Below are 21,450 nucleotides of genomic sequence, written 5' to 3' on the forward strand. Positions count from 1 at the left end.
TATAAAGCGGAAACTCGGTATCACCTTGCTCGAATGGGTGGCGCAAACTGTAAGTTACAGTGAGGTGCTACCCATTCACTTGTGAGAGATTATTTAAACTCGCGTTATTTCGACTCATTGAACAGTTCGCGGCCAATCAGCATGCGGCGAATTTCTGATGTGCCGGCGCCGATTTCATACAGCTTGGCATCACGCAGTAAGCGGCCAGTGGCGTATTCGTTGACATAGCCATTGCCGCCTAGCAGTTGAATTGCATCCAGTGCCATTTTGGTGGCGAGTTCTGCGCTATAAAGAATGGCGCCTGCGGCATCTTTACGGGTGGTTTCACCGCGATCGCAGGATTTTGCCACGTTATAGACATAGGATTTGGCGGCATTCATGCCTGTGTACATGTCGGCTAACTTGCCTTGCACTAGTTGGAATTCACCAATCGATTTACCAAATTGCTCACGCTCGTGGATGTAAGGCACAACGATGTCCATACAGGCATTCATGATCCCCAGCGGACCGCCAGACAGTACGACGCGCTCGTAATCGAGGCCGCTCATCAGCACTTTTACGCCGTTATTGAGTCCGCCTAAAATGTTTTCTTCTGGTACTTCTACATCTTCAAACACCAGTTCGCAGGTGTTAGAGCCGCGCATGCCGAGTTTGTCGAGCTTTTGCGCTTGGCTAAAACCTTTCGAATCACGTTCAACGATAAAGGCGGTAATACCGTGTGCGCCTTTGGTTAAGTCGGTTTTCGCGTAAATGACATAGGTGTGTGCATCTGGACCGTTAGTGATCCACATTTTGTTGCCGTTTAAGATGAATCGGTCGCCTTCTTTACGGGCATGTAGCTTCATCGAAACCACGTCAGAACCCGCGTTTGGCTCACTCATGGCCAGCGCGCCAATATGCTCACCGCTCACCAGTTTTGGCAGGTACTTGGCTTTTTGCGCTGCATTACCGTTACGGTTGATTTGATTGACACACAGGTTTGAGTGGGCGCCGTAACTTAGGCCGATAGAAGCGGATGCGCGGGAGATTTCTTCCATTGCGACGACGTGGGCTAGGTAGCCCATGTTTGCGCCGCCGAACTCTTCGGGTACCGTTACTCCGAGCAGTCCCATTCCTCCAAGCACAGGCCAAAGTTCATTGGGAAAGGCATTGTCGTGATCCACTTTCGCAGCAATTGGGGCGATTTCATTCGCGGCAAAATCCTGCACTGCATCGCGCAGCATATCGACGTCTTCGCCTAGGCCAAAATTCAGACTTGTGTAGAGAGAGTTCATTGCTTGTGTCCTTTCAGATGTTCTAATTTCAGATTGTTATAGTTTTTATGATTTTTAGGTGCTTGAGTCTTTTAAATCTTGTACTTAAATCCGTAGTCGTTATCGCCATCAAATTGATTTGATTTTGTGTCAACGGGGATTTAGGCTTTTGCCGTTTTGTTATCTTCTAAGGCTAAACGGCACTGCTGCTCGGCGGAATTGAGTTCCATCAATACGACTTTGATGTCGTCCATTTGCTGTTGTAGTGCGGACTTCTTTTCTTCCACTAGCGCTAGCATGGTATTGAGCTGTGAGGTGCTGCTCTTGTCGGCATCGTATAATTCGAACAAGCGACGGGTTTCTGCCAAAGAAAAGCCCAAGCGTTTACCGCGAAGAATGAGCTTGAGACGTACCCTGTCTTTGAGGCTATAAATACGGGTTTGGCCGCGGCGTTTAGGTTTAAGCAAACCTTGGTCTTCGTAAAAACGAATACTACGAGTAGTGATATCAAACTCTTTTGAGAGATCACTGATCGAGTAAGTCGTTTGTGGTGTGTTCGTTGCGCTCATTCATGCACCCTAAATAATCAGTTTTAAGCAAGATATATGAAGTTTACGTAAAGGTAAAGATTTTGGCTTTTATTCTGTTGGCAAAAAAGTGTCAATCCCAATTGCCATAAGCCTGTGCAGCGAGATTAAAACGTATGCTTTAAATTAGTGTTCTCACATAAAACCACAAATATCTTCTGGTTATAGGCTAACGTCTAATAGTGGGCTTTAGACCTCCTTGCTAATAATAGAAGCAGGAAGGGGTAGTTATTGCGGCTGACGATGTGAGTCGCAGTCCTGATTGGAGGACATATGTTGACCGAACAGCAAAATGCATCTGTAGCGCAAGCCACAAATCAAAAACAGAACCAACAAAAACATCAAGCGTTGCACCAAGCATCCTTGCTTAATAAAGCCGAATTCTGGGGAGAAGCGGCGAAAACGCTCGATTGGATTAAGCCGGCGCAAACTGTGCTCGATGAATCGCAGGCGCCGTTTTATCATTGGTTCGCCGATGGTGAGATGAACACTTGTTATAACGCCGTTGATCGCCATGTGCTGGCTGGACGTGGTGATCAAGTGGCTATCCAATATGTGAGCCCTGTTACTGATACTGAATACGGCATTAGCTACGGGGAGTTACAGGCTCAAGTGAGCCGACTCGCGGGCTTTATGCAATCTATTGGTATAGGGAAGGGCGACCGTGTGGTGATTTATATGCCTATGGTGCCTGAAACCGCCTTCGCTATGCTGGCCTGTGCCCGCATAGGTGCGATTCATTCGGTGGTTTTTGGTGGCTTTGCTGCCAATGAGCTCGCGACTCGGATCAATGATGCTAAGCCTAAATTGGTCTTGTCGGCATCTTGCGGCATTGAGCCTTCGGGCGTGATCCCTTACAAGCCTCTGTTAGATAAAGCGTTAGCTCAGTCAGTGCATCAGGTTAATCACTGCCTAATTTTGAATCGTAGCCAGTATCAGGCCGATTTACTTGAGGGTCGTGACTTAGATTGGCAAGCCGCATTAGCAACTGCACCTAAGGCCGATTGTGTCGCCCTCAAGGCTACCGATCCCTTGTATGTGCTTTATACCTCTGGCACCACGGGTCAGCCTAAAGGTGTGGTACGCGATAATGGTGGCCATGCCGTGGCCCTGGCTTGGTCGATGCAGCATATTTACGATATTCAAGCGGGTGATGTGTTTTGGGCGGCGTCCGATGTGGGTTGGGTTGTGGGTCATTCTTACATTGTGTATGGGCCACTGCTGGTGGGCGCCACCACCTTAATGTATGAAGGCAAACCTGTGGGAACGCCAGATCCCGGCGCATTTTGGCGCACGATTGCCAAATATAAGGTCAAAAGCTTCTTCACCGCGCCGACGGCCATTCGCGCAATCAAGCGTGAAGATCCTGATGGTGAATATCTACAAGGTGTTGATTTAGCTTGTCTTAAAAATGTGTTTTTGGCGGGGGAGCGTTGCGATCCCGATACCTTAGTTTGGGCACACACTAAGCTCGCTAAACCTGTTATTGATCACTGGTGGCAAACCGAAACGGGCTGGCCTGTCGCAGCAAATTTGATGGGCACAGCGCCAGTTACCATTAAACCAGGTTCGCCAGCTTTACCTGTGCCGGGTTATGCGGTTGAAGTGCTGGACGAATTAGGTGAGCAAGTTGCGGCCAATACTTCGGGTAATGTGGTGATTAAATTGCCTCTACCGCCGGGGACATTGACGACACTGTGGCAAAATGATCAACGCTATCAAGATAGTTACTTGTCTATGTATCCGGGTTACTACTTAACTGGCGATGCGGGTTATACCGATGAAGACGGCTATCTCTACATTATGAGTCGTATCGATGACATCATAAACGTGGCGGGGCACAGGCTATCGACGGGACGCTTCGAAGAAGTGTTATGCCAACACCCTGATGTGGCCGAAGCCGCGGTAATTGGGGTAGATGATGCGCTTAAGGGCCAAGTTCCTCTCGGATTAGTGGTACTTAAGAAAGGCGTGACGATCAGTGATGAAGAGCTGCATAAACAGTTAATTACACTGGTACGCCAAGAAATTGGTCCCGTCGCCTCCTTTAGGTTAGTGAGTGCGATTCAAAAATTACCTAAAACGCGCTCGGGTAAAATTTTACGCGGTACTATGCGAAAAATTGCCGATAATCAGCAATATACTGCGCCAGCGACCATAGAAGATCCACAGACCTTAGAGTTAGTGCATACCGCGCTCACTCGCATGGGTTATGCCGATGCCTTAGTGTAAGAAATAGAGCGTAAAGGCTTTTATAGAAAGAGTGTAAAGGTCTTATAGAGAGTTGAAATATCAAGGCGATAGTAAACTGACCAAGCTTGCTATCACCTTTTTGCGCATGGCATTTCTTATTTCGGCAAAATCAAAGATTGAAATTTTCACCTCAAATTTGCTAGTCTTGCATTCTCATCACGCACAGTTATCACGTAAAATCATCACCTACAGTTTTACTGTAATCAAATGGCTTAGGGACGACCCTAAATACGCCTAATTTAACATGGGGACGACCCCTTTATGGGAGTTCACTATGAGTTGGTTCTTATTAGTTCTTGCGGGGTTATTTGAAATTGGTTGGGCTATAGGGCTTAAATATACCGACGGTTTTACGCGTTTGTGGCCAAGTATCTTTACAGTAGCGTCGATGGCAGTGAGTGTGTTGCTACTAGGACTCGCGGTTAAGCATTTGCCTATTGGTACGGCTTACGGCGTGTGGGTCGGCATTGGTGCTATGGGTACGGCGATTGCGGGAATTATCCTCTTAGGAGAAGGCGTTAGCTTACTTAAAATCGCCAGTTTGATATTGATCTTACTGGGTGTTTTAGGGCTTAAACTTGCTCATTAATTGACGGTTCTACTAGGGCGTGTTGACGTTTTGAGATTAAATTTTGTTCGCTTTGGCAAGCTCGTGATCACGAAACGAGGAGTGACGTGTAGTTATTCTACTCAAATGACGAGTGACAAAGAGCAAGAGCTTGCCAGACGAACCCTTCGGGCAGCGTTTGGCTAGCGTTTCTGCTGCGTTATCGCCCGTTTATGTAGAATAACTACACTGCACGGGCTTTGCCTTGCATAAAAGCCAGCCAACTCGCTGCAAAAACAACCCTGAAACGTCAACACGCCCTAGATAAAATGAGACCTAAACGATTGGTACTTTCGGCACAATCGAAATTGCCAATCGTATGTCTCTGGTAATTAAGTTACAAAGATCGGTATAATTACCCCTCAAAATTGGTTAGCTCTAACCTCTGTGACCCGTGGGAATAATATAATGCAAAACCACAGCAATCTTAATGATATCGGCGTAATTGGCCTTGGTGTTATGGGTAAAAACCTTGCGCTAAACATCGCAGATAACCAATATCACGTCAGCGCGTTTGACCTCGATCCTGTTAAAGTTAATGGTGTTATACAGCAAGAAAAACAGGAACGTGCTGGACTCGAATCTCGCATTCTTGGCTGTGCTAATCTTACCGAAATGTTAGCCAGTCTCACAAAACCCCGTATTCTTGTGCTTTCTGTTCCTGCTGGTGCCCCCGTCGATGGTGTCTGTAGTGCTTTGATTTCTGCCGGAATTGAGTCCGACGATATTGTCATCGACACAGGTAACAGCCTATGGACTGACACTGTTGAGCGTGAAGCGCGATACAAAGGGCAATTTGTATTTTTCAGCTCTGCAGTTTCGGGCGGCGAAGTCGGTGCGCGTTTCGGCCCCTCACTTATGCCTAGCGGCGATATCGATGCATGGCATCACGTGGCACCTATTTGGAAAGCGATTGCCGCTAAGGTTGATGCCAAAACTGGGCTACCTATCGAACGCTTTGAGCCGGGTAATCCCGTGACAGAAGGCGAGCCATGCACGACTTATATTGGCCCCGCGGGTGCTGGCCATTATGTGAAGATGGTGCATAACGGTATTGAATACGCTGACATGCAGTTGATTTGCGAAGCCTATCAAATGCTGCATGACGGTTTAGGCATGAGCGCTGCAGAAGTGGGCGATGTGTTTGAACGCTGGAACAAAGGTAGTTTAAACAGCTATTTGATGGGGATCAGTGCCGAAGTCTTAAAACAAGCCGATCCATTAACGGGTAAACCGCTGGTGGAAATGATCTTAGATAAAGCGGGCCAAAAAGGCACGGGTTTGTGGACGGCCGTGAGCAGTTTACAAATTGGCTGTCCCGCGCCGACGATTGCTGAAGCTGTGTATGCGCGCGCCGTAAGTACCCAAAAATCCTTACGTCTACAACTCAGCCAGAAATTGGCTGGGCCAAATGCACCTGTTATCGATGACGCACAAAAAGCACTGTTGATTGAAGCCCTTGAAAGCGCGTTATATTGCGCGAAAGTGTGTTGTTACGCCCAAGGCTTCCAGTTGATGGCGATGACGGCTCATGAACAAAAATGGCAGTTAGACTTTGCTGAAATTGCAAAAATTTGGCGTGCGGGTTGTATTATTCGCGCGACTTTCTTGCAATCAATCACTCAAGCCTATGAAGACAAATCTGATCTTAGCAATCTGTTGATGGCGGACAGTTTTGCGTCTGCCTTGTCTGAAAAGCAAGGCCTATGGCGTACCGCAGTCGCGACTGCGGTGATGCAAGGCATTCCAGCACCTTGTATTAGCTCGGCTCTGGCGTATTACGACAGTTACCGCTGCGAAACATTACCAGCAAACTTGCTCCAAGGTCAGCGTGACTTTTTCGGTTCCCATACATTTGAGCGTATCGATACCCCTGCTGGCGAGAAATATCACTTAGATTGGAGTGCCAAAGAGCGCACCTTGGCTAAGGTTTAAGCCTAAGGTTTAGCCTGTTATTGAAATGAAAGACGCCCCTTATCGAGGGGCATTTTTGTTTATGGCCGATGACTTTATAAGGGCATATAACTTAGTTACTTCACCTTATTTAAAGCCACTAAAACCAAACCTGAAGCTTGAAGTCTTAAGCATTCAGCTCAGATGAAAAGGCGATCAGCTTTTGCCAGAGTGCTTTGGCGACGGGGCCTAAAGGTGAGTGGGGTTTTCGCATCACATAGTAATCGAGTTGAATGTTGTTTTGCCTTTCACGCAGATCCAGTGCAATCAACGCGCCCTGTTTGAGTGAATCTTCAATCATATAGTGCGGCAGTTTGCCCCAGCCCATACCACTTTGAATAAGCATTTTTTTGGTGTAAAAATCATTAACATACCAACGTCGTTGCCCCGCCTGTACCCCAAACTCAATATTCGCAGTGCCTGAGCCCGTATCTTGGATCACTATTTGGTATTCATTAACGAGCTCTCGTGCGTAGGTCAGTGTTGGATGACGCTCAAGCATGCGCGGCGCGGCAACATCGAGAAGGCTACCGGAAAAAAGATAGGCTAATTCTAAATGGCTCGAACGTATGGGTTCAATTCCGCCCGCAGAGATGATGATTTCAGCTTTATCTTGATTCAGCGCTTCGAGTGCACCAGTTAAAAACTCTTGTTTGAGAATAATTTGGGTATAGGGAAACTCATTTTGAGTCAGCTCTAAAATCGGCAAAATTCGAGCGAGATTAAAGGAGGCTTCAAAAGCTAAGGTGATGCTTGCTTCGTTACCTTTGGCTAAATGCTTCGCTACTTGCTTCATTTCTTGCGCTTCATTCAGTACCCGCAGGGTATGTTGCAGCAGTTTTCGACCTTGCTCAGTGATAGCGAGTCGATAACCTTCGCGATTAAACAGGATAAGATCGAGTTGGGATTCTAACTGTTTGATACTTTGGCTAATGGCGGGTTGGGTTTTATGTAGCTTGTCACTAGCAGCTTTGAGTGAGCCCGCCTCAGCCACGGTTTTAAACATCAGCAGTTGGTCTAAGGTCACTGGGATTGCTCGCAAGTCGTAAATTATTAGTTTATGAGATATTAGATTTTATTCCATATTTATTTATCTTTTATCGGCTCATAATCGATTCCATTCTCGCTCGTCGTCTGCGAATTTATACCCAAGACTGACGGCAAATATCACGTTTAATGGGGTGTGTGCGATGCGATTTTCAAACTTATGTAATACCAAGGGTTCAAGTATCAATGGCTTAGTTGCAGAGGTTGATACACAGAAGTTATTCCTTTGTGCCAATACACTCAATCGCGCCGCTGCAACCGTCACATTGGCGATGAGCATAGTGTTTTTCATCTCGGGATTTGCCAAGTTATTTGGCGTGTCTATGTTCCATGTTCCGTTCACATTAATGAATCTTCCCACTGGTTTTGGTTATTTTATTGGTTTGATGGAAGTGATTGGCGCCCTTGGATTGTGTCTACGTGACTACCGAGTGCTATCGGCGAGCGGTTTACTGGCGATTATGCTGGGGGCGATTTATTTCCACTTTAACTATGAAGCGCCGATTAATGCACTGCCGGCATTGAGCTTATCGGCAGGACTCTTTCTGATTATTAAACTGGATGAAATTATTGAGCGTTTAGTGCGATTTCAGCGGCAGTTGGTGCAGAGTCGTTCCGCATTTTAAGCATGCATTGAAGTGTTGTGTAGAACAGTGAGTTAAGTGAGAAATGCTGAGTTTAAAGCCAGTAGTACAGATATAAGTTAATCAACACGAGAGGATTATGATGCAAGTTAACGCGAGTCGTATGCCTGTGCTATTTGTGCCCCATGGTGGTGGCCCTATGCCTTTGCTCAATGATGTTAATCATAGGGAGTTGCGTGCATTTTTAACTTCAGTAACAGCGCCAATGCCAACTCCGAAGGCGATTGTGTTGATCACTGCCCATTGGGAAGAATCTGTGGTGACTTTGTCGAGTAGCCCAAAGCCAAGTATTTTGTATGATTACTATGGATTTCCACCTGAGGCTTATCAGCTGACATATCCTGCACCCGGTGAGCCAGAATTAGCCGCACAGATTGCGAATATGCTAGCGGATAAGGGCATCGCCGCCCGCTTAGATAGCGAACGCGCATTCGATCACGGTACCTTTGTACCACTTAAGTTGATGTATCCTGAGGCGAATATTCCCGTGGTGCAGATGTCGTTAGTCCACAGCCTCGATCCTAAAACCCATATAGCGATTGGGGAGGCTTTAGCGCCGCTGCGGGACCAAGGGGGGTTGATCGTGGGGTCTGGCATGTCGTTTCACAATATGCGGGCATTTTTCTCAAGCGATCTCACAGTGCAAAGACGCAGTGCAGAATTTGATTATTGGTTGACGCAAACTTTAACGGCAAGTGTTAGTTCTGCCGAGGTAAAAACAGCGTTAACTCATTGGCAATCAGCCCCTGAAGCGCGTTTTAGTCATCCGCGGGAAGAGCATTTATTACCGCTACATGTGTGTTTTGGTGCAGGCCATAATGGTTCATCCCATGCCGAACGCAACTTTAATGGTATTTTGTTAAACACTTTGATCTCTGGTTATATCTGGCAATAAATGGAGGGTAGGATTTCCCTCGTCGATAATAAGCCAAATTGGAGTCGTGCTGCGGCCAATAAAAAAGGTTCGTATCTATCGAAGATATGAACCTTTTTATATTCAGCATTGAGCTGTGGTGTAGCATTAGCTTAGCGGATTTACTCTTATGCGGTAAACACTAAACCTACGCTAAACAAGGTACTGAAAATCATGGTTAACTTAGCTGTGCGGCCGAGTAACGGATTTAAGGCTTCACCAGAAACTGCATAAAAATCGCTACTGAGTTTGCGGGCAATAAGCAGAGATAATCCCGCAAGTAGTACTGGTAAGCCGGGTAAAATACCGAATAAAAAGCCAGCGATGACTAAGCCAAAGGGCAAATAGATTAAAGCTTGATAAAGCACTTTTGCCTGAGCTTCGCCAATACGTACCGCTAGAGTATGCTTGCCCGCTTGGGTGTCGGTACGGATATCGCGAGTGTTATTCACCAACATAATCGCAGCGTTGAATAAGCCAATTGCACAGCCTAATAACCAAGCATTAATAGTCGTATCGCCCGCCTGCAAATAATAACTGCCCACCACTGCAACTAAGCCAAAAAAGACAAATGCCGCGACTTCACCGAGCCCATGGGAGGCGAGGGGATAGGGGCCACCACTGTAGCCAAGAGCACCTAAAATAGCGGCTGCGGCGAGAATGGCGATGGGCCAGCCTCCGTGCCAAATCAGATATGATCCCACGGCAAGCGCCATTAAGAGACATAATATCATGGCATTGCGAACGCTTGTTGGTGAAATTAAACCACTTTGAGTCACGCGAACGGGCCCTAAGCGCTCGTCTGTATCTATGCCGTTTTTAAAATCAAAATAGTCGTTAGCGAGGTTGACGGCGATTTGTAATAAGACAGCACACAACATTGAAGTGGCAGCGATTAACCAGCTGTAACTCTCAAGATGCAGGGCGAGAATGTTGCCTATCAGTAGGGGACCTATGGCCGCGGGTAGCGTACGGGGTCTTATTGCTAAAATCCAAGGATTCATGGCGTCCAGTCGTTATTGGTAAATGGAAATGGTACCGAGCAAGGGCTCAATTAGCGCATAGCATAACAAGATTTAACACGAAAGTGAGCACTATCTAATAAACGCATTTAACAGAGTTTGAATTGGCGCACATATGTTCACTGATGCAGGATGAGATTTGTCGTTAAGTTCAAAGAAAATCAAAAAAGTCTGTGTTTCCATAGTTAATGTTTATGGAGGCTTTGTGCTGTCCATGACATAGGCATAACGCTAAATACTCTGTTTAGTAGATAGCATAGGCGGTTGCTACCCTATGCTCGTTATTTTTTGCCGCTACAACAATGCCGATAAGGACATATTTGGATGCGTTTTGACAATCAGGTGGCATTAGTCACTGGGGCTGCGGCTGGGTTAGGTCGAGCGTATGCCATCATGTTGGCTGAACGGGGGGCAAAAGTGATACTCGTCGACCAGCCGTTATCGTCTTATGAGTCAATTTCCACCGACGGCGCTCAGACGAGCCAAGCTAACTTAGAATTAATGCAGACCTATTGCAGCATTATTAAACTCGGTGGAGATTGCATTTATTTTGTGCTTGATGTGAGTCAGCGAAATGAAGTGAATAGCATGATTGAAGAGGTGATCCTACGCTGGCATCGCATTGATATCTTGATTAATAACGCGGGCGTTTATGGTGCTTGTCCCTTTGAGCACATTAAACTTGAGCAGTGGCAACGGCAATTGGATGTCGATCTCAATGGCAGCTTTTATCTCACTCAAGCTGTTTGGCCTTATATGCAACAACAGCATTTTGGCCGGATAATGATGACAACGGGAGCCTCGGCCTTGTTCGGTGACTTGCACCAAGTTGGTTTTAGTGCAAGCAAGATGGCGCTGGTCGGCATGGTGAATAGCTTATCATTAGAAGGTGAAATCCATAATATTCGAGTCAATAGTTTATGCCCTCAGGCCGTAACTGCGATGACGGCCAAACATTTAGCGAGTGCGATTCAGCCGCTATTTTCCTTTGAATCATTAACTGCTACTACGGCTTTCTTGGTGAGTGAACAGGCGCCAAATGGTCAACATCTACTCGCCGGAGCGGGCAGTGTTAGCCACGGCATGTTTGTCGAATTTCAGCCTATGTATTTTAATGAAGGTCTTTTTACGCCAGATAACCTCGCGCAGCAGTGGCCACAGTTACACCAATCCTTCCCCGTGACTTTGCACTCCTGTGGAGAGGATAAAGTGTTGTCTTGGTCTAAGTTAAGTGCGCTAGAACATCACATTAAAATCGATTGATTCATCATGCTTGTATTTGAACTAAGCCTGCATCTATAGCGATTTAAATGCAGTAAATGGCCGTAGATGCTAACCACAATAAACAACATGATAATCCAGCGTGCCTCGTTTAATTCCTCACCGTTGGAGTGATGATTTGATTGTGAATAATCGATAGAAGACTGGTCAGCCTAAGGCTAACTGAGTTACCCTTTAAGATTAATTGCTAATTACGCAGTAGGATCCCATGAGTCAGGTATTAGACGATCTTTTATCATTACTTTCCCTTGAGCAAATTGAAATTGGCCTCTTTCGTGGTCAAAGCCAAGATCTGGGTTTTGGGCATGTGTTTGGTGGTCAAGTGATGGGCCAAGCACTGAGCGCCGCAAAACAGACAGTAGCTGCTGAGCGTAAGATCCATTCATTACACTCCTACTTTTTACGTGCAGGTGACGAGAAGTTGCCGATTGTTTACGAAGTAGAAAATATGCGTGATGGCGGTAGTTTTAGCGCTCGTCGGGTTAGTGCTATTCAAAAAGGTCGCCCTATTTTTCATATGACCTGCTCCTTCCAAGAACCTGAGGAAGGCTTTAGTCATCAAGCCGCTATGCCGCAAGTGCCCGGACCTGAAGGTTTGTTGAATCAGCAGGAATTGGCGCTGACGATGCGGGATAAAGTACCGCCGAGCATACTTGAAAAGTTTATGGCCGATGCGCCAATTGAGATGCGATTGGTCAATCCACTACACCCTTTTGCGCCTAAAGAAACCGAGCCGTACCGTTATGTTTGGATGAGGGCTAATGGTCCTATGCCAAATGATGCCCATATCCATGAATATTTACTCGCCTATGCCTCAGACTTTAACTTTTTAGTCACGGCAGCTCAGCCCCACGGTGTATCCTTCTTAAGTCCTGGGGTACGAATGGCGACGATCGACCATGCGATGTGGTTCCACCGCCCGATTAATATGGGAGAGTGGTTGCTTTACAGTATCGATAGCCCTAATGCTAGCGGTGGCAGAGGTTACGTCAGAGGGCAGTTTTTCAATCAACAAGGCGAGTTAGTGGCTTCTTCTACCCAAGAAGGCCTGATACGCATGGTAAAAGGACGTTAGTATGTATCTGAAAATAAAATCGTTTATATTGTTCTCTCTCATGGCTGTCTTGCTCAATGGCTGCGTGACTGTAACACCTGAACAACCGATTATCATCAATGGCGCAGCTGGCTATCTAGAGAAGATCCCATTACCTCAAGGCTGCCAAATCATTATTGCCATTATTGATTTGAATACTCCAGGTGTCGTCGTCGCACAAAAAACCTTCAATATCGCCAGAGCACCTGTGCCATTTAAATTTACACTGCCCGCTAAATCGATCGATAAAAGTATCCAATATGGCGTAGTGGCGATGATCAAGTTTCAAGACCAAGTGATCTTCCAAACCTATGACAGGTTCCCAGTTATCAATAATGATAAGTTCACGACAGAAGTGTTAATGAAGGCGGTGATGGCGAATTAACCACTGGCCACAACTGCAATAATATTGTTTTTATATTGATGAAGATTTTGCCCTTTCAATTCGATATTGAAAGGGCTTTTTTGTGGTCAATAATCCGCTTGCTATGCTGTAAATGTGAGATTAAGTATTAATTTGCTCTATACAGGATTAAGAATATTAATGCATAAGTTAGTTAATTTTTATAAGGGGTATCATTTTGTAAAATATTATACAAATACAAAATGCATACAATTTATTAATTTAATGTTTCATTTTTGATTCTTTATTGTTTTATTTGGGGTCTTTTGTGTTTATTTTGTAACTAATGATATTTATAAAAAAGAGTATTTATTTACGGGGATTTATTCTGTTTAACCTAATGCTATTTTTGAGATGACACTTAAGTGTTGAGTTTAACTCTATGATTTAATTTGTATTATTTGTTTTTATCGATTTTTACACTACGAATTATCGTTGGGGCATAAAACAGTCTGATAAAGGTTCTATGGATTTATTTTAACAAGGTATGAGGTCGTTCATCATTTACTGAGTTACGTTCTGTTAATTTGCTGTTTTAATTTGTATCATCGCGTGTTACAAATTGTCGCGATAAAACTCAGTGATCATCATCACAGTAAATTGAATGGTTATTCATAAAAAATGTCAGTTACGGGTGATGTTTTTGGTTGCTGCAGCGTTTTCATGCCATCCAAACCTGAGTTTTATAAATCATACAACTTATAAGAATTAGGGAAGTCACAATGAAAACTAAAATAGCATTAGCAGTGTCTATGGCACTGTTATCGTCGGCGGCAAATGCACAAACCGTATTATCACCTACGGGTGAAACCTTGCAGTTAGATATTCCAAGTGAATTACAAGTCACTTCATTACGCGGTAACGCTGCCGGAGCTGAGGTTAAGTTTGTACCAGAAGCAGATTTAGGTGAGGGTGAATATACTTATATCGTTCGTTTACGCGATAGTTCGGTTGCTAATTACCAAGGAACTATTCCAGGATTAAAAGCGACTAGTTCACAAAGAGTGCAGGTAAACGGTACTTCAAAAGTTGCTGTGAACGGTAAACTTGATGCTTCTAAAGCTGAAGTCAAAAGTTATGTTAGTTATTTGAAAGTAAAACAGAACCGATTTTTAGCTAACGCGAGTGCGGCTATTGGCACCAATCTGCAACCATTAACGACATATCAGTATGCGTTAAACGGTATGGCGGTTCGCATGACTCAAGCTCAAGCGAAGAAAATGGCTCAGTTACCTGAGGTTGCGTTTGTTGAGCGCGAGCGTATGGAGCAAATGGAAACCGATGTCAGTCAAGCGCTTATCGGTTCTCCTAATGTATGGGATGGCAGCGCGACGGGCACGAAAGCCATGGGGGAAGGCGTGATCGTCGGTATTATCGACTCAGGTATTAACTCAGATCATGCTTCATTCGCTGATGTTGGCCAAGATGGCTATGACCACACAAACCCATTAGGTCAAGGCATCTATATTGGTGATTGTAAAACTGATTTCGCGAGCATGTGTAATGACAAGTTGATTGGAGTTCGCAGTTACTCTGAGATAACAAATAACTACGACGATGCAAAAGTGTTTGGTGACACCCCTCCAGCTAAAAATGGTGAGGATTACGGTGGGCATGGTACTCACGTTGCGAGTACCGCAGCAGGTAACATCCTAGTGAATGTGCCTTATGTGCAAGGTGAAACAGGTAAGTTAGAAAGCGATGGCATTGCGACAGGCCTTGAATTTAAACAAATCTCAGGTGTTGCACCACATGCAAACATTATAGCTTATCAAATTTGTAATCCGGGTAATGCGGGCGACACTTATTCTGGCTGCCCGACCGCACCGATTTTAAAAGCCTTAGATGATGCGATTAAAGATGGCGTCGATGTGCTGAACTTTTCTATCAGTGGTGGTGGAAACCCGTGGAATAGTGCGACGGAACAAGGTTTTTTAGCCGCGCGTAATGCGGGGATTTTTGCTGCAGTGGCTGCGGGTAACACACGTGCTGCGACAAGCACGAGCCCTGCGATTAATCAAACACCTTACTCTACGCCTAAAAATGCACCTTGGTATACTTCGGTCGCTAACTCGACTCATAACCGTGACATAGTACGCGCCGTGGAATTTAATGGTAAAAACTATCATTACACTGCTGGTTCTGGTCCGGTTCAAACTGAAGTGCTCAAAGGTGTGCCCCTTTATGCTGGCGCAATCGATGCGACCAATTTTGAAGCCTGTAAACCGTTCCCAGCCGATGCCTTTAAAGACAAGATCGCCGTTTTAAGACGCGGTGTTTGCTCATTCGATATCAAAGTGGCCGCCGCAATGGCCGCTGGCGCTAAGGGTGTGATTGTTTTCAATAGAGATGGTGAAAATAATGCGCGTCTGACTATGTCGGGGCTGGATAAATTGAATATTCCAGCGGTATTTATTGGTGATATTGATGGCTTAGAATTGATTGCTGCTATGGCGGCAAATCCTGCTCTTGAAATCACGCTGTCTCCAACCCCTAAAGTTGCCAGTAAAGAAGCGGATGTTTTATCTGCCAGTTCATTGATTGGACCTAATCTGACTAACGATGTACTCGTACCCTATGTCGCTGCACCGGGCAGTGACATCTACGCAGCTTATTCCGACCAACAATTCGGCCATGATGAAACAGGTACAGATCCTGCTGATTTCACTTTGATGTCAGGTACTTCAATGGCGAGTCCTCACGTTGCCGGTGCTGGTGCGTTACTTAAATCGCTGCATAAGGATTGGACGCCAGACAACATTCGTTCTGCGCTAATGATGACGTCAACGACAGCCCAAGCCATGAAAAAAGCCGATGGTAAAACCGTTGCTGATCCGTTTGACGTAGGAGCCGGTCGTATTCGTGTTGATTTAGCGGCAAAAACGGGCTTAGTGATGGATGAAAGTGCCTTAAACTACGAGATTGCTAATCCTTCGACAGGTGGCGATCCACGTAAGCTAAACATTCCAAGCATGGCTGATTCACGTTGTATCGATACTTGTACTTGGACACGTACTGTTACTGCAACGGCTGATGGTAGCTGGACTGCAAAAGGCGTTTCCGCAACGGATAAATTCGCGTTAACTGTGACGCCAGAAAGCTTTAATCTCAAAAAAGGTGAAAGCCAAACGATTACAGTGACTGCGGATGTGACTGACGTCGGTGCAAGTTGGGGCTTTGGTAACTTAGTATTAACGTCCGATACTTTCCCAACGGCTAATATGCCGATCGTAGCTAAGATAGCTAAACGCGATTTACCTGCTTTGGTTAATGTTTCAGCCTCACGTGATGCCGATGAACGCAATTTGGCGCACTTGAAAGCGGTTGATCTACCGGGTGTTGCGGCGACAGTGACTGCACTTAAATTAAGCGCTACTTATGAATCAAGTGTGAAACAGGATTCAAATACCGATAGTGCATTTGATGATTTGGCCGATGGCGTAAAAGTATTTAGCTTTAATGTTGAAGATAAAGCTTTATATTTCAATGCATCAATCGGTAATACAACCTCTCCTGACTTAGACATGTTTGTGATACTCGATAAGAAAGACGGTAGCAAGCTTTCTATAGCGGCATCTTCTGCGTTTGGCGGTTCAAAGGAAAGTGTATCCATTAAGAACCCAGTGAAGGGTGAGTATATTGTCGTTGTACAAAACTATCAGGCATCTGCAGCCGATGCGGATGATGCCTTTAGTTTGAAACAAGTAACCTTATACGATGAAGCGGGTGATAACTTAACTGCAAATCTTACGGGTGATCATAAAGATTTCAATGTCAACTTAGCATGGAAACAAGCGATGCTAGTGGGAGATGCTGGCATAGCTATGCTGACGCTGACCACCACTGATGACAAAGTCGCACCTGTTAAAATTCCGGTCGTATTTGAGCGCGTTAGTGATGACGTATTACCTCCTCTAGGCAGTACTGTTTCTGGTGAATTAACACCTGGCACCGCTAAAGTGATGAAGACACGTATTGAAGCGAACAAAACGCAAGAAACCCGTGTTTACACCCTAGAGGCGTTATTACCAGAAGGTCACGAAGTGGCTAATATTAGCCATCAAGGCGCACAAGTGGGCAATAAGATCACTTGGACTATCGAAATGGCCTCAGCTGCTGCGGCATTAGATGTCACCTTTGACTTAGTGCCACGTAAGGCGAGTCAAGGCAACATAGTGGCATTGACCAACAAAGTGAATAACGACTCGGCTGAAATCTTGAAGCAGGAGTATCAATTTGATGTTCCAGAAGTGGCGCCAGTAGCTGTGATTGAAGCTCCTGCCACTGTCCAAGAAGGTAAACCTTTGTTCATCGATGCGAGCAAGTCGTCGGATGCCAACAATGATCCTTTGACCTACAAATGGACTCAGTTAGGGGGCGCCAGCTTTAACTTTGACGCTAATGCGGCCAAGCTTAATCTCGTTGCACCAAACGTGAGTGGCTCTGCTCAGACGGTTTCATTCCAACTGACAGTGTCTGATAACCACGGCAATAAAGATTCAAGTGTTGTGTCTGTATCTGTGACTGAAACACCAGCCAAGAAAGATGATGGTGGTGCCTTAGGTTGGTTAAGCTTGTTGTTGCTACCTTTTGCTTTTGGTCGTCGTAAACAAGGCTAAACCCTCAGAGTAAAATCGGAAGGTTTAATGGTAAGAGTGAAGGGCTGATATTGATATCAGCCCTTTTTGTATTTGCTGGTTTGGGTTAGCGATTTGACATTAAAAAATCGACAAAGGCGCGGTCTGCTTGGCTGACGGGGCGCTGCTTTTTCCATGCAATATGGAGGTTTAAAAATACCGGTGGATCGAAGGGTTTGGCTAAAATGTCATCTTTTGAGCTTATCGCCATCTCAAGTACACTGGTGATCCCAAATCCTTGGGAAACAATCTGTTTAATCAGATTAATAAGATTGGTCTCGAAGGCAATATTGGGCTTTTTGCCTAATTCTTTGGCTTGAGAGAGTATCCACTCACGGTGGAAATAACCTGTTTTGAACATCACTAATTCATGGTCGAAAAAGTCATGTAGACTCACAGCGCTATGTTCTGCTAAAGGGTGTTCAGCACCCATGGCGATCACCATTTGCTCACGGATCAACAGCTGACTATCAAATTCGGGTTGTAGGTCTTGGGCGGTAATGATCGCAATATCCACTTCTTCCTGTTGCAACATGCGCAGTGCATCCCGCGTCCCGCCTTCAAACAGTGATAGTTTCAACTCGGGGTATTTATGCCGAAAAGCCATTAAGCGCGAGGGGAGATAGAAAGAACCCAGCATGCCCGGCACGGCAATGCGGACCTCTCCCGAGGTGAGATTGGCCATGGCGCGGATTTGCGCTTCGGCCTGCTTAACTTGTTTTAGGATCAAAGTGGCGTGTTGATGCAGGACTATACCTTCGGCCGTGAGTGTGAGCAGTTTATCATTCTTGTTGCTCGTACGATTGACTAAGGTGACGCCGAGTGCGACCTCTAAGCGCTTGATACTTTGACTTAACGCGGGCTGAGCCATATTCAGTTTCTTGGCTGCGGCGGTAAAGCTGCCGGTATTGGCAAGGGCATCTAAATGTTTGAGTTGGCGAATATCCATTAATCGGGCTCGTACTATTTTATCAGTGGCAAGAAGTGTACTTTTGGTGCGCTATTTCTATAACAAAAATCAATGATTACGATAGAAATTATCTATTATTGTTATGTTATGCCCAGTGATAATCTTTGTCTATCCTATGAGTGATACTTGGTCGAGGCTCCCGTGCAAGCCGTATTAGATACTATGATTGACAATAAACAGCGTGACACCCGATTGATGTGGGCGCTCTGCGTCGCTTCAGTGGTGGTCTATATCAACTTGTATTTAATGCAAGGCATGTTGCCGCTGATTGCGGAACATTTTGCGGTATCAGGCTCTAAAGCAACCTTGATCCTGTCGGTGACCAGTTTTTCCTTAGCCTTTTCATTGCTCTTGTATGCGGTACTGTCAGATCGTATCGGTCGACACACTCCAATTATTGTCAGCTTGTGGTTATTGGCATTGTCTAACTTACTATTAATCTGGGCGCCGGATTTTAATGGATTAGTGCTAGTGCGATTGCTACAAGGTGCATTACTCGCTGCCGTACCTGCGATTGCCATGGCATACTTTAAGGAGCAATTATCACCGAGCACTATGCTGAAAGCCGCAGGTATTTATATTATGGCTAACAGTATTGGCGGGATTGTTGGACGTCTGCTCGGTGGTTTAATGTCGCAGTTTTTATCTTGGCAAGAATCTATGTGGTTGCTGTTTCTAGTGACGTTAGCGGGGGTGGCTTTAGTGAACTATTTGCTGCCTTCACTTGCCGATGCGCAGTCGATGTCCCCCAGTAACACTGAGCCTTCCTTATCAAAACGCGCCCGTTTAGCGCAAGATCTTCATGGCTTTAGTCATCATCTCACCGATGCGCAAATGCGTTTGGTCTACGCGATTGGCGGCTTGACCTTTATGATGATGGTGAATCAATTTAGCTTTATTCAACTGCATTTGATGGCTCCACCCTATGAATGGAGTCGTTTCCAAGCCACCTTGATTTTCCTGTGTTATTCCAGCGGCACTATTGCGTCATATTTTACTGCGAAATGGCTCGCCAAATTTGGCCAACATAAGTTGTATCAGTGGTCTTGGTGCGTGATGTTGCTCGGCAGTTTACTGACCCTGTTTGATACCACTTTGACCATTAGCTTAGGTTTTTTAATGACCGCCTGTGGGTTCTTCCTTACCCACAGTTGCTGTAATTCCTTTGTTGCAATGCGGGCCAGTCGTGATCGAGCTAAGGCGACGTCACTCTATTTATGTTGTTATTACTTAGGTGCTGCGATTGGCGGCCCTTATTTGATGATGTTTTGGCATGAGGCACAGTGGCGAGGTGTGGTGATGGGATCGTTAACCTTATTAGCTTTGATCGCCTTAGCAATCACCCGTTTGCATTACCATCAAACTCATGTCAAACGGGCTTTAGTCTAAAGCTTAAATATGTCCTTTAGTCATCGGAATTAATGTACTGTTTGCGGTCTAAATCGTATTTACGCATTTTGTCGTAGAGGGTTTTGCGGGGCAGTTCTAGCTGCTCCATGGTCTGCTTAATACTGCCCTTGTTGTGGCTAAGTGCTTCTTCAATCAGTACCCGTTCAAAAAACTCTACCCTTTGTAGCAGGGACATACTCGAGTGCAGGCTTGGAGTATTGCCTAACGTGCCAGCAAAGGCGGCTTCTCCGCCCAGCAGCACAAAGCGTTCGGCGAGATTACGTAACTCACGCACATTGCCTGGCCAGTCGTGGGAAGTCAGTATCGCGTTTTGCTCCGCATTTAAGGCAATAAGCGCTTTGTGATAGCGTGCCGATGCGACGCGGGCAAAGTGTAAAAAGAGTAACGGAATATCTTCACGGCGATCTCTCAGGGGAGGGATGGGCACAGTCACCAGATTTAAGCGATACAACAAGTCTTGGCGAAATTCCCCGGTGTCACACAGACCTTTTAAATCGACTTTTGTAGCCGCAATCACGCGAATATCTAAGTTGATGCTCTTGTTAGAACCTAAACGTTCAACCTTACGATCTTCAAGCACTCGCAGCAGTTTTACTTGCAGCGACAGTGGCGTACTTTCAATTTCATCTAAAAATAACGTGCCACCATTGGCATATTCAAATTTGCCAATGCGCATCTTATCGACGCCAGTAAAGGCCCCCGCTTCGGCGCCAAAGAGTTCACTTTCAATCAGGTTTTCGGGGATTGCACCACAGTTTATGGCGACAAAGTTGGCTTGGCTGCGGCTACTGTGGTCGTGTAAATAGCGGGCAACAAGTTCTTTACCTGTACCGGTTTCGCCTTCAATTAACACATCCGCAGGCGTATCTATCACTTGCGTTATGATGTGGCGCATACGGTTGATGCCGACACTGTTACCCAAAATACGAGGGCCCGGTACGCTTTGGCTTTCGAGATCCTTTTTAAGCTTGCGGTTCTCTAAGGTCAGACTGCGTTTTTCTAAGGCGCGTTTAACCACATCGAGTATATGTTCGTTATTAAAGGGTTTTTCGAGAAAGTCGTAGGCGCCTTGTTTTAACGCATTGACTGCCATGGCAATATCACCAAAACCAGTGAGTAGGACAACGGGGAGATCGGGATCTTGCAGACGGATTTGTTGCATTAAGCTGATGCCGTCTAATTGTGGCATGTTGACATCCGATATCACCATTCCCGCCCAATCTTTATGCAGCAACTTAGCGATACCTTTGGGTTCTGTGGTGGCGAGCGCCTTAATGCCCTCCAGTTCAAATAGTTGCACGAGAACTGTGCCTATGTGCGGCTCATCGTCGATGATGAGAACAGAATAATCTTGAATTGAATTGGGCACACTCATAA

At 45.6% G+C, this 21,450-nt stretch carries 16 protein-coding genes; 10 read left to right on the forward strand and 6 right to left on the reverse strand.

All coding sequences use genetic code 11. From position 1 onward, the window contains the following. Positions 1 to 104: 104 nt before the first annotated feature. Entirely contained in the window at positions 105 to 1,274 is a 1,170-nt protein-coding gene (locus tag KO537_RS05410; RefSeq protein WP_113940993.1) for an isovaleryl-CoA dehydrogenase, read from the reverse strand. Between the two features lie 140 nt (positions 1,275 to 1,414). Next, positions 1,415 to 1,822 (reverse strand): MerR family DNA-binding transcriptional regulator, encoded by a 408-nt coding sequence (locus KO537_RS05415; RefSeq protein ID WP_006082318.1) that lies wholly within the window; start codon positions 1,820 to 1,822, stop codon positions 1,415 to 1,417. A gap of 291 nt (positions 1,823 to 2,113) precedes the next feature. Between KO537_RS05415 and KO537_RS05420 the strand changes: the two genes are divergently transcribed. The 3 genes from KO537_RS05420 to gndA all read left to right on the forward strand — a co-directional run bounded on the left by KO537_RS05420 (position 2,114) and on the right by gndA (position 6,635). Beyond that, positions 2,114 to 4,072 (forward strand): propionyl-CoA synthetase, encoded by a 1,959-nt coding sequence (locus tag KO537_RS05420; protein WP_219234018.1) that lies wholly within the window; start codon positions 2,114 to 2,116, stop codon positions 4,070 to 4,072. A 295-nt stretch (positions 4,073 to 4,367) separates the two neighbouring features. Further along, on the forward strand, positions 4,368 to 4,682 hold the full coding sequence (gene sugE, locus KO537_RS05425) for a quaternary ammonium compound efflux SMR transporter SugE (protein ID WP_011789592.1): 315 nt from the start codon (positions 4,368 to 4,370) through the stop codon (positions 4,680 to 4,682). A gap of 426 nt (positions 4,683 to 5,108) precedes the next feature. Next, positions 5,109 to 6,635 (forward strand): NADP-dependent phosphogluconate dehydrogenase, encoded by a 1,527-nt coding sequence (gndA, locus tag KO537_RS05430; protein WP_173243955.1) that lies wholly within the window; start codon positions 5,109 to 5,111, stop codon positions 6,633 to 6,635. A gap of 145 nt (positions 6,636 to 6,780) precedes the next feature. Here gndA and KO537_RS05435 read toward each other — a convergent pair whose 3' ends face one another. Next, entirely contained in the window at positions 6,781 to 7,680 is a 900-nt protein-coding gene (locus KO537_RS05435; RefSeq protein ID WP_173243957.1) for a LysR family transcriptional regulator, read from the reverse strand. A gap of 163 nt (positions 7,681 to 7,843) precedes the next feature. Between KO537_RS05435 and KO537_RS05440 the strand changes: the two genes are divergently transcribed. Together KO537_RS05440 and KO537_RS05445 are read left to right on the forward strand one after the other, a co-directional pair. Further along, positions 7,844 to 8,326: a DoxX family protein gene (locus tag KO537_RS05440; RefSeq protein ID WP_173497696.1), complete on the forward strand. Its 483-nt coding sequence runs from the start codon at positions 7,844 to 7,846 to the stop codon at positions 8,324 to 8,326. Positions 8,327 to 8,423: 97 nt separating this feature from the next. Then, on the forward strand, positions 8,424 to 9,239 hold the full coding sequence (locus KO537_RS05445) for a class III extradiol ring-cleavage dioxygenase (protein ID WP_219234019.1): 816 nt from the start codon (positions 8,424 to 8,426) through the stop codon (positions 9,237 to 9,239). 146 nt (positions 9,240 to 9,385) lie between these two features. On the opposite strand, the gene KO537_RS05450 is transcribed toward KO537_RS05445, so the two are convergent. Beyond that, on the reverse strand, positions 9,386 to 10,261 hold the full coding sequence (locus KO537_RS05450) for a 1,4-dihydroxy-2-naphthoate polyprenyltransferase (RefSeq protein WP_219234020.1): 876 nt from the start codon (positions 10,259 to 10,261) through the stop codon (positions 9,386 to 9,388). A gap of 342 nt (positions 10,262 to 10,603) precedes the next feature. On the opposite strand from KO537_RS05450, the gene KO537_RS05455 reads away from it, so the two are divergent. The 4 genes from KO537_RS05455 to KO537_RS05470 all read left to right on the forward strand — a co-directional run bounded on the left by KO537_RS05455 (position 10,604) and on the right by KO537_RS05470 (position 17,675). Continuing rightward, a complete protein-coding gene (locus KO537_RS05455; protein ID WP_028761098.1) occupies positions 10,604 to 11,542 on the forward strand; it encodes an SDR family NAD(P)-dependent oxidoreductase in 939 nt (312 codons plus the stop codon). Positions 11,543 to 11,768: 226 nt separating this feature from the next. Further along, entirely contained in the window at positions 11,769 to 12,635 is an 867-nt protein-coding gene (gene tesB / locus KO537_RS05460; protein WP_028761097.1) for an acyl-CoA thioesterase II, read from the forward strand. A gap of 1 nt (position 12,636) precedes the next feature. Beyond that, entirely contained in the window at positions 12,637 to 13,038 is a 402-nt protein-coding gene (locus KO537_RS05465; RefSeq protein ID WP_168824317.1) for a YbaY family lipoprotein, read from the forward strand. A 740-nt stretch (positions 13,039 to 13,778) separates the two neighbouring features. After that, complete coding sequence (locus tag KO537_RS05470) at positions 13,779 to 17,675, forward strand: S8 family serine peptidase (protein WP_219234021.1); 3,897 nt, start codon at positions 13,779 to 13,781, stop codon at positions 17,673 to 17,675. Between the two features lie 85 nt (positions 17,676 to 17,760). On the opposite strand, the gene KO537_RS05475 is transcribed toward KO537_RS05470, so the two are convergent. Then, entirely contained in the window at positions 17,761 to 18,642 is an 882-nt protein-coding gene (locus KO537_RS05475) for a LysR family transcriptional regulator (RefSeq protein WP_028761094.1), read from the reverse strand. 162 nt (positions 18,643 to 18,804) lie between these two features. On the opposite strand from KO537_RS05475, the gene KO537_RS05480 reads away from it, so the two are divergent. Next, positions 18,805 to 20,052, forward strand: coding sequence for an MFS transporter (locus KO537_RS05480; RefSeq protein ID WP_219234031.1), 1,248 nt, complete (start codon positions 18,805 to 18,807; stop codon positions 20,050 to 20,052). A 16-nt stretch (positions 20,053 to 20,068) separates the two neighbouring features. Here the strand turns inward: KO537_RS05480 and KO537_RS05485 are convergent, their stop codons facing one another. Beyond that, positions 20,069 to 21,448, reverse strand: a complete 1,380-nt coding sequence (locus KO537_RS05485; RefSeq protein ID WP_028761092.1) for a sigma-54 dependent transcriptional regulator — start codon at positions 21,446 to 21,448, stop codon at positions 20,069 to 20,071. Positions 21,449 to 21,450 lie beyond the last annotated feature (2 nt).

The sequence above is a fragment of the Shewanella sp. NKUCC01_JLK genome, assembly GCF_019345615.1.
In the GTDB taxonomy this organism is placed as follows: Bacteria; Pseudomonadota; Gammaproteobacteria; order Enterobacterales; family Shewanellaceae; genus Shewanella; species Shewanella oncorhynchi.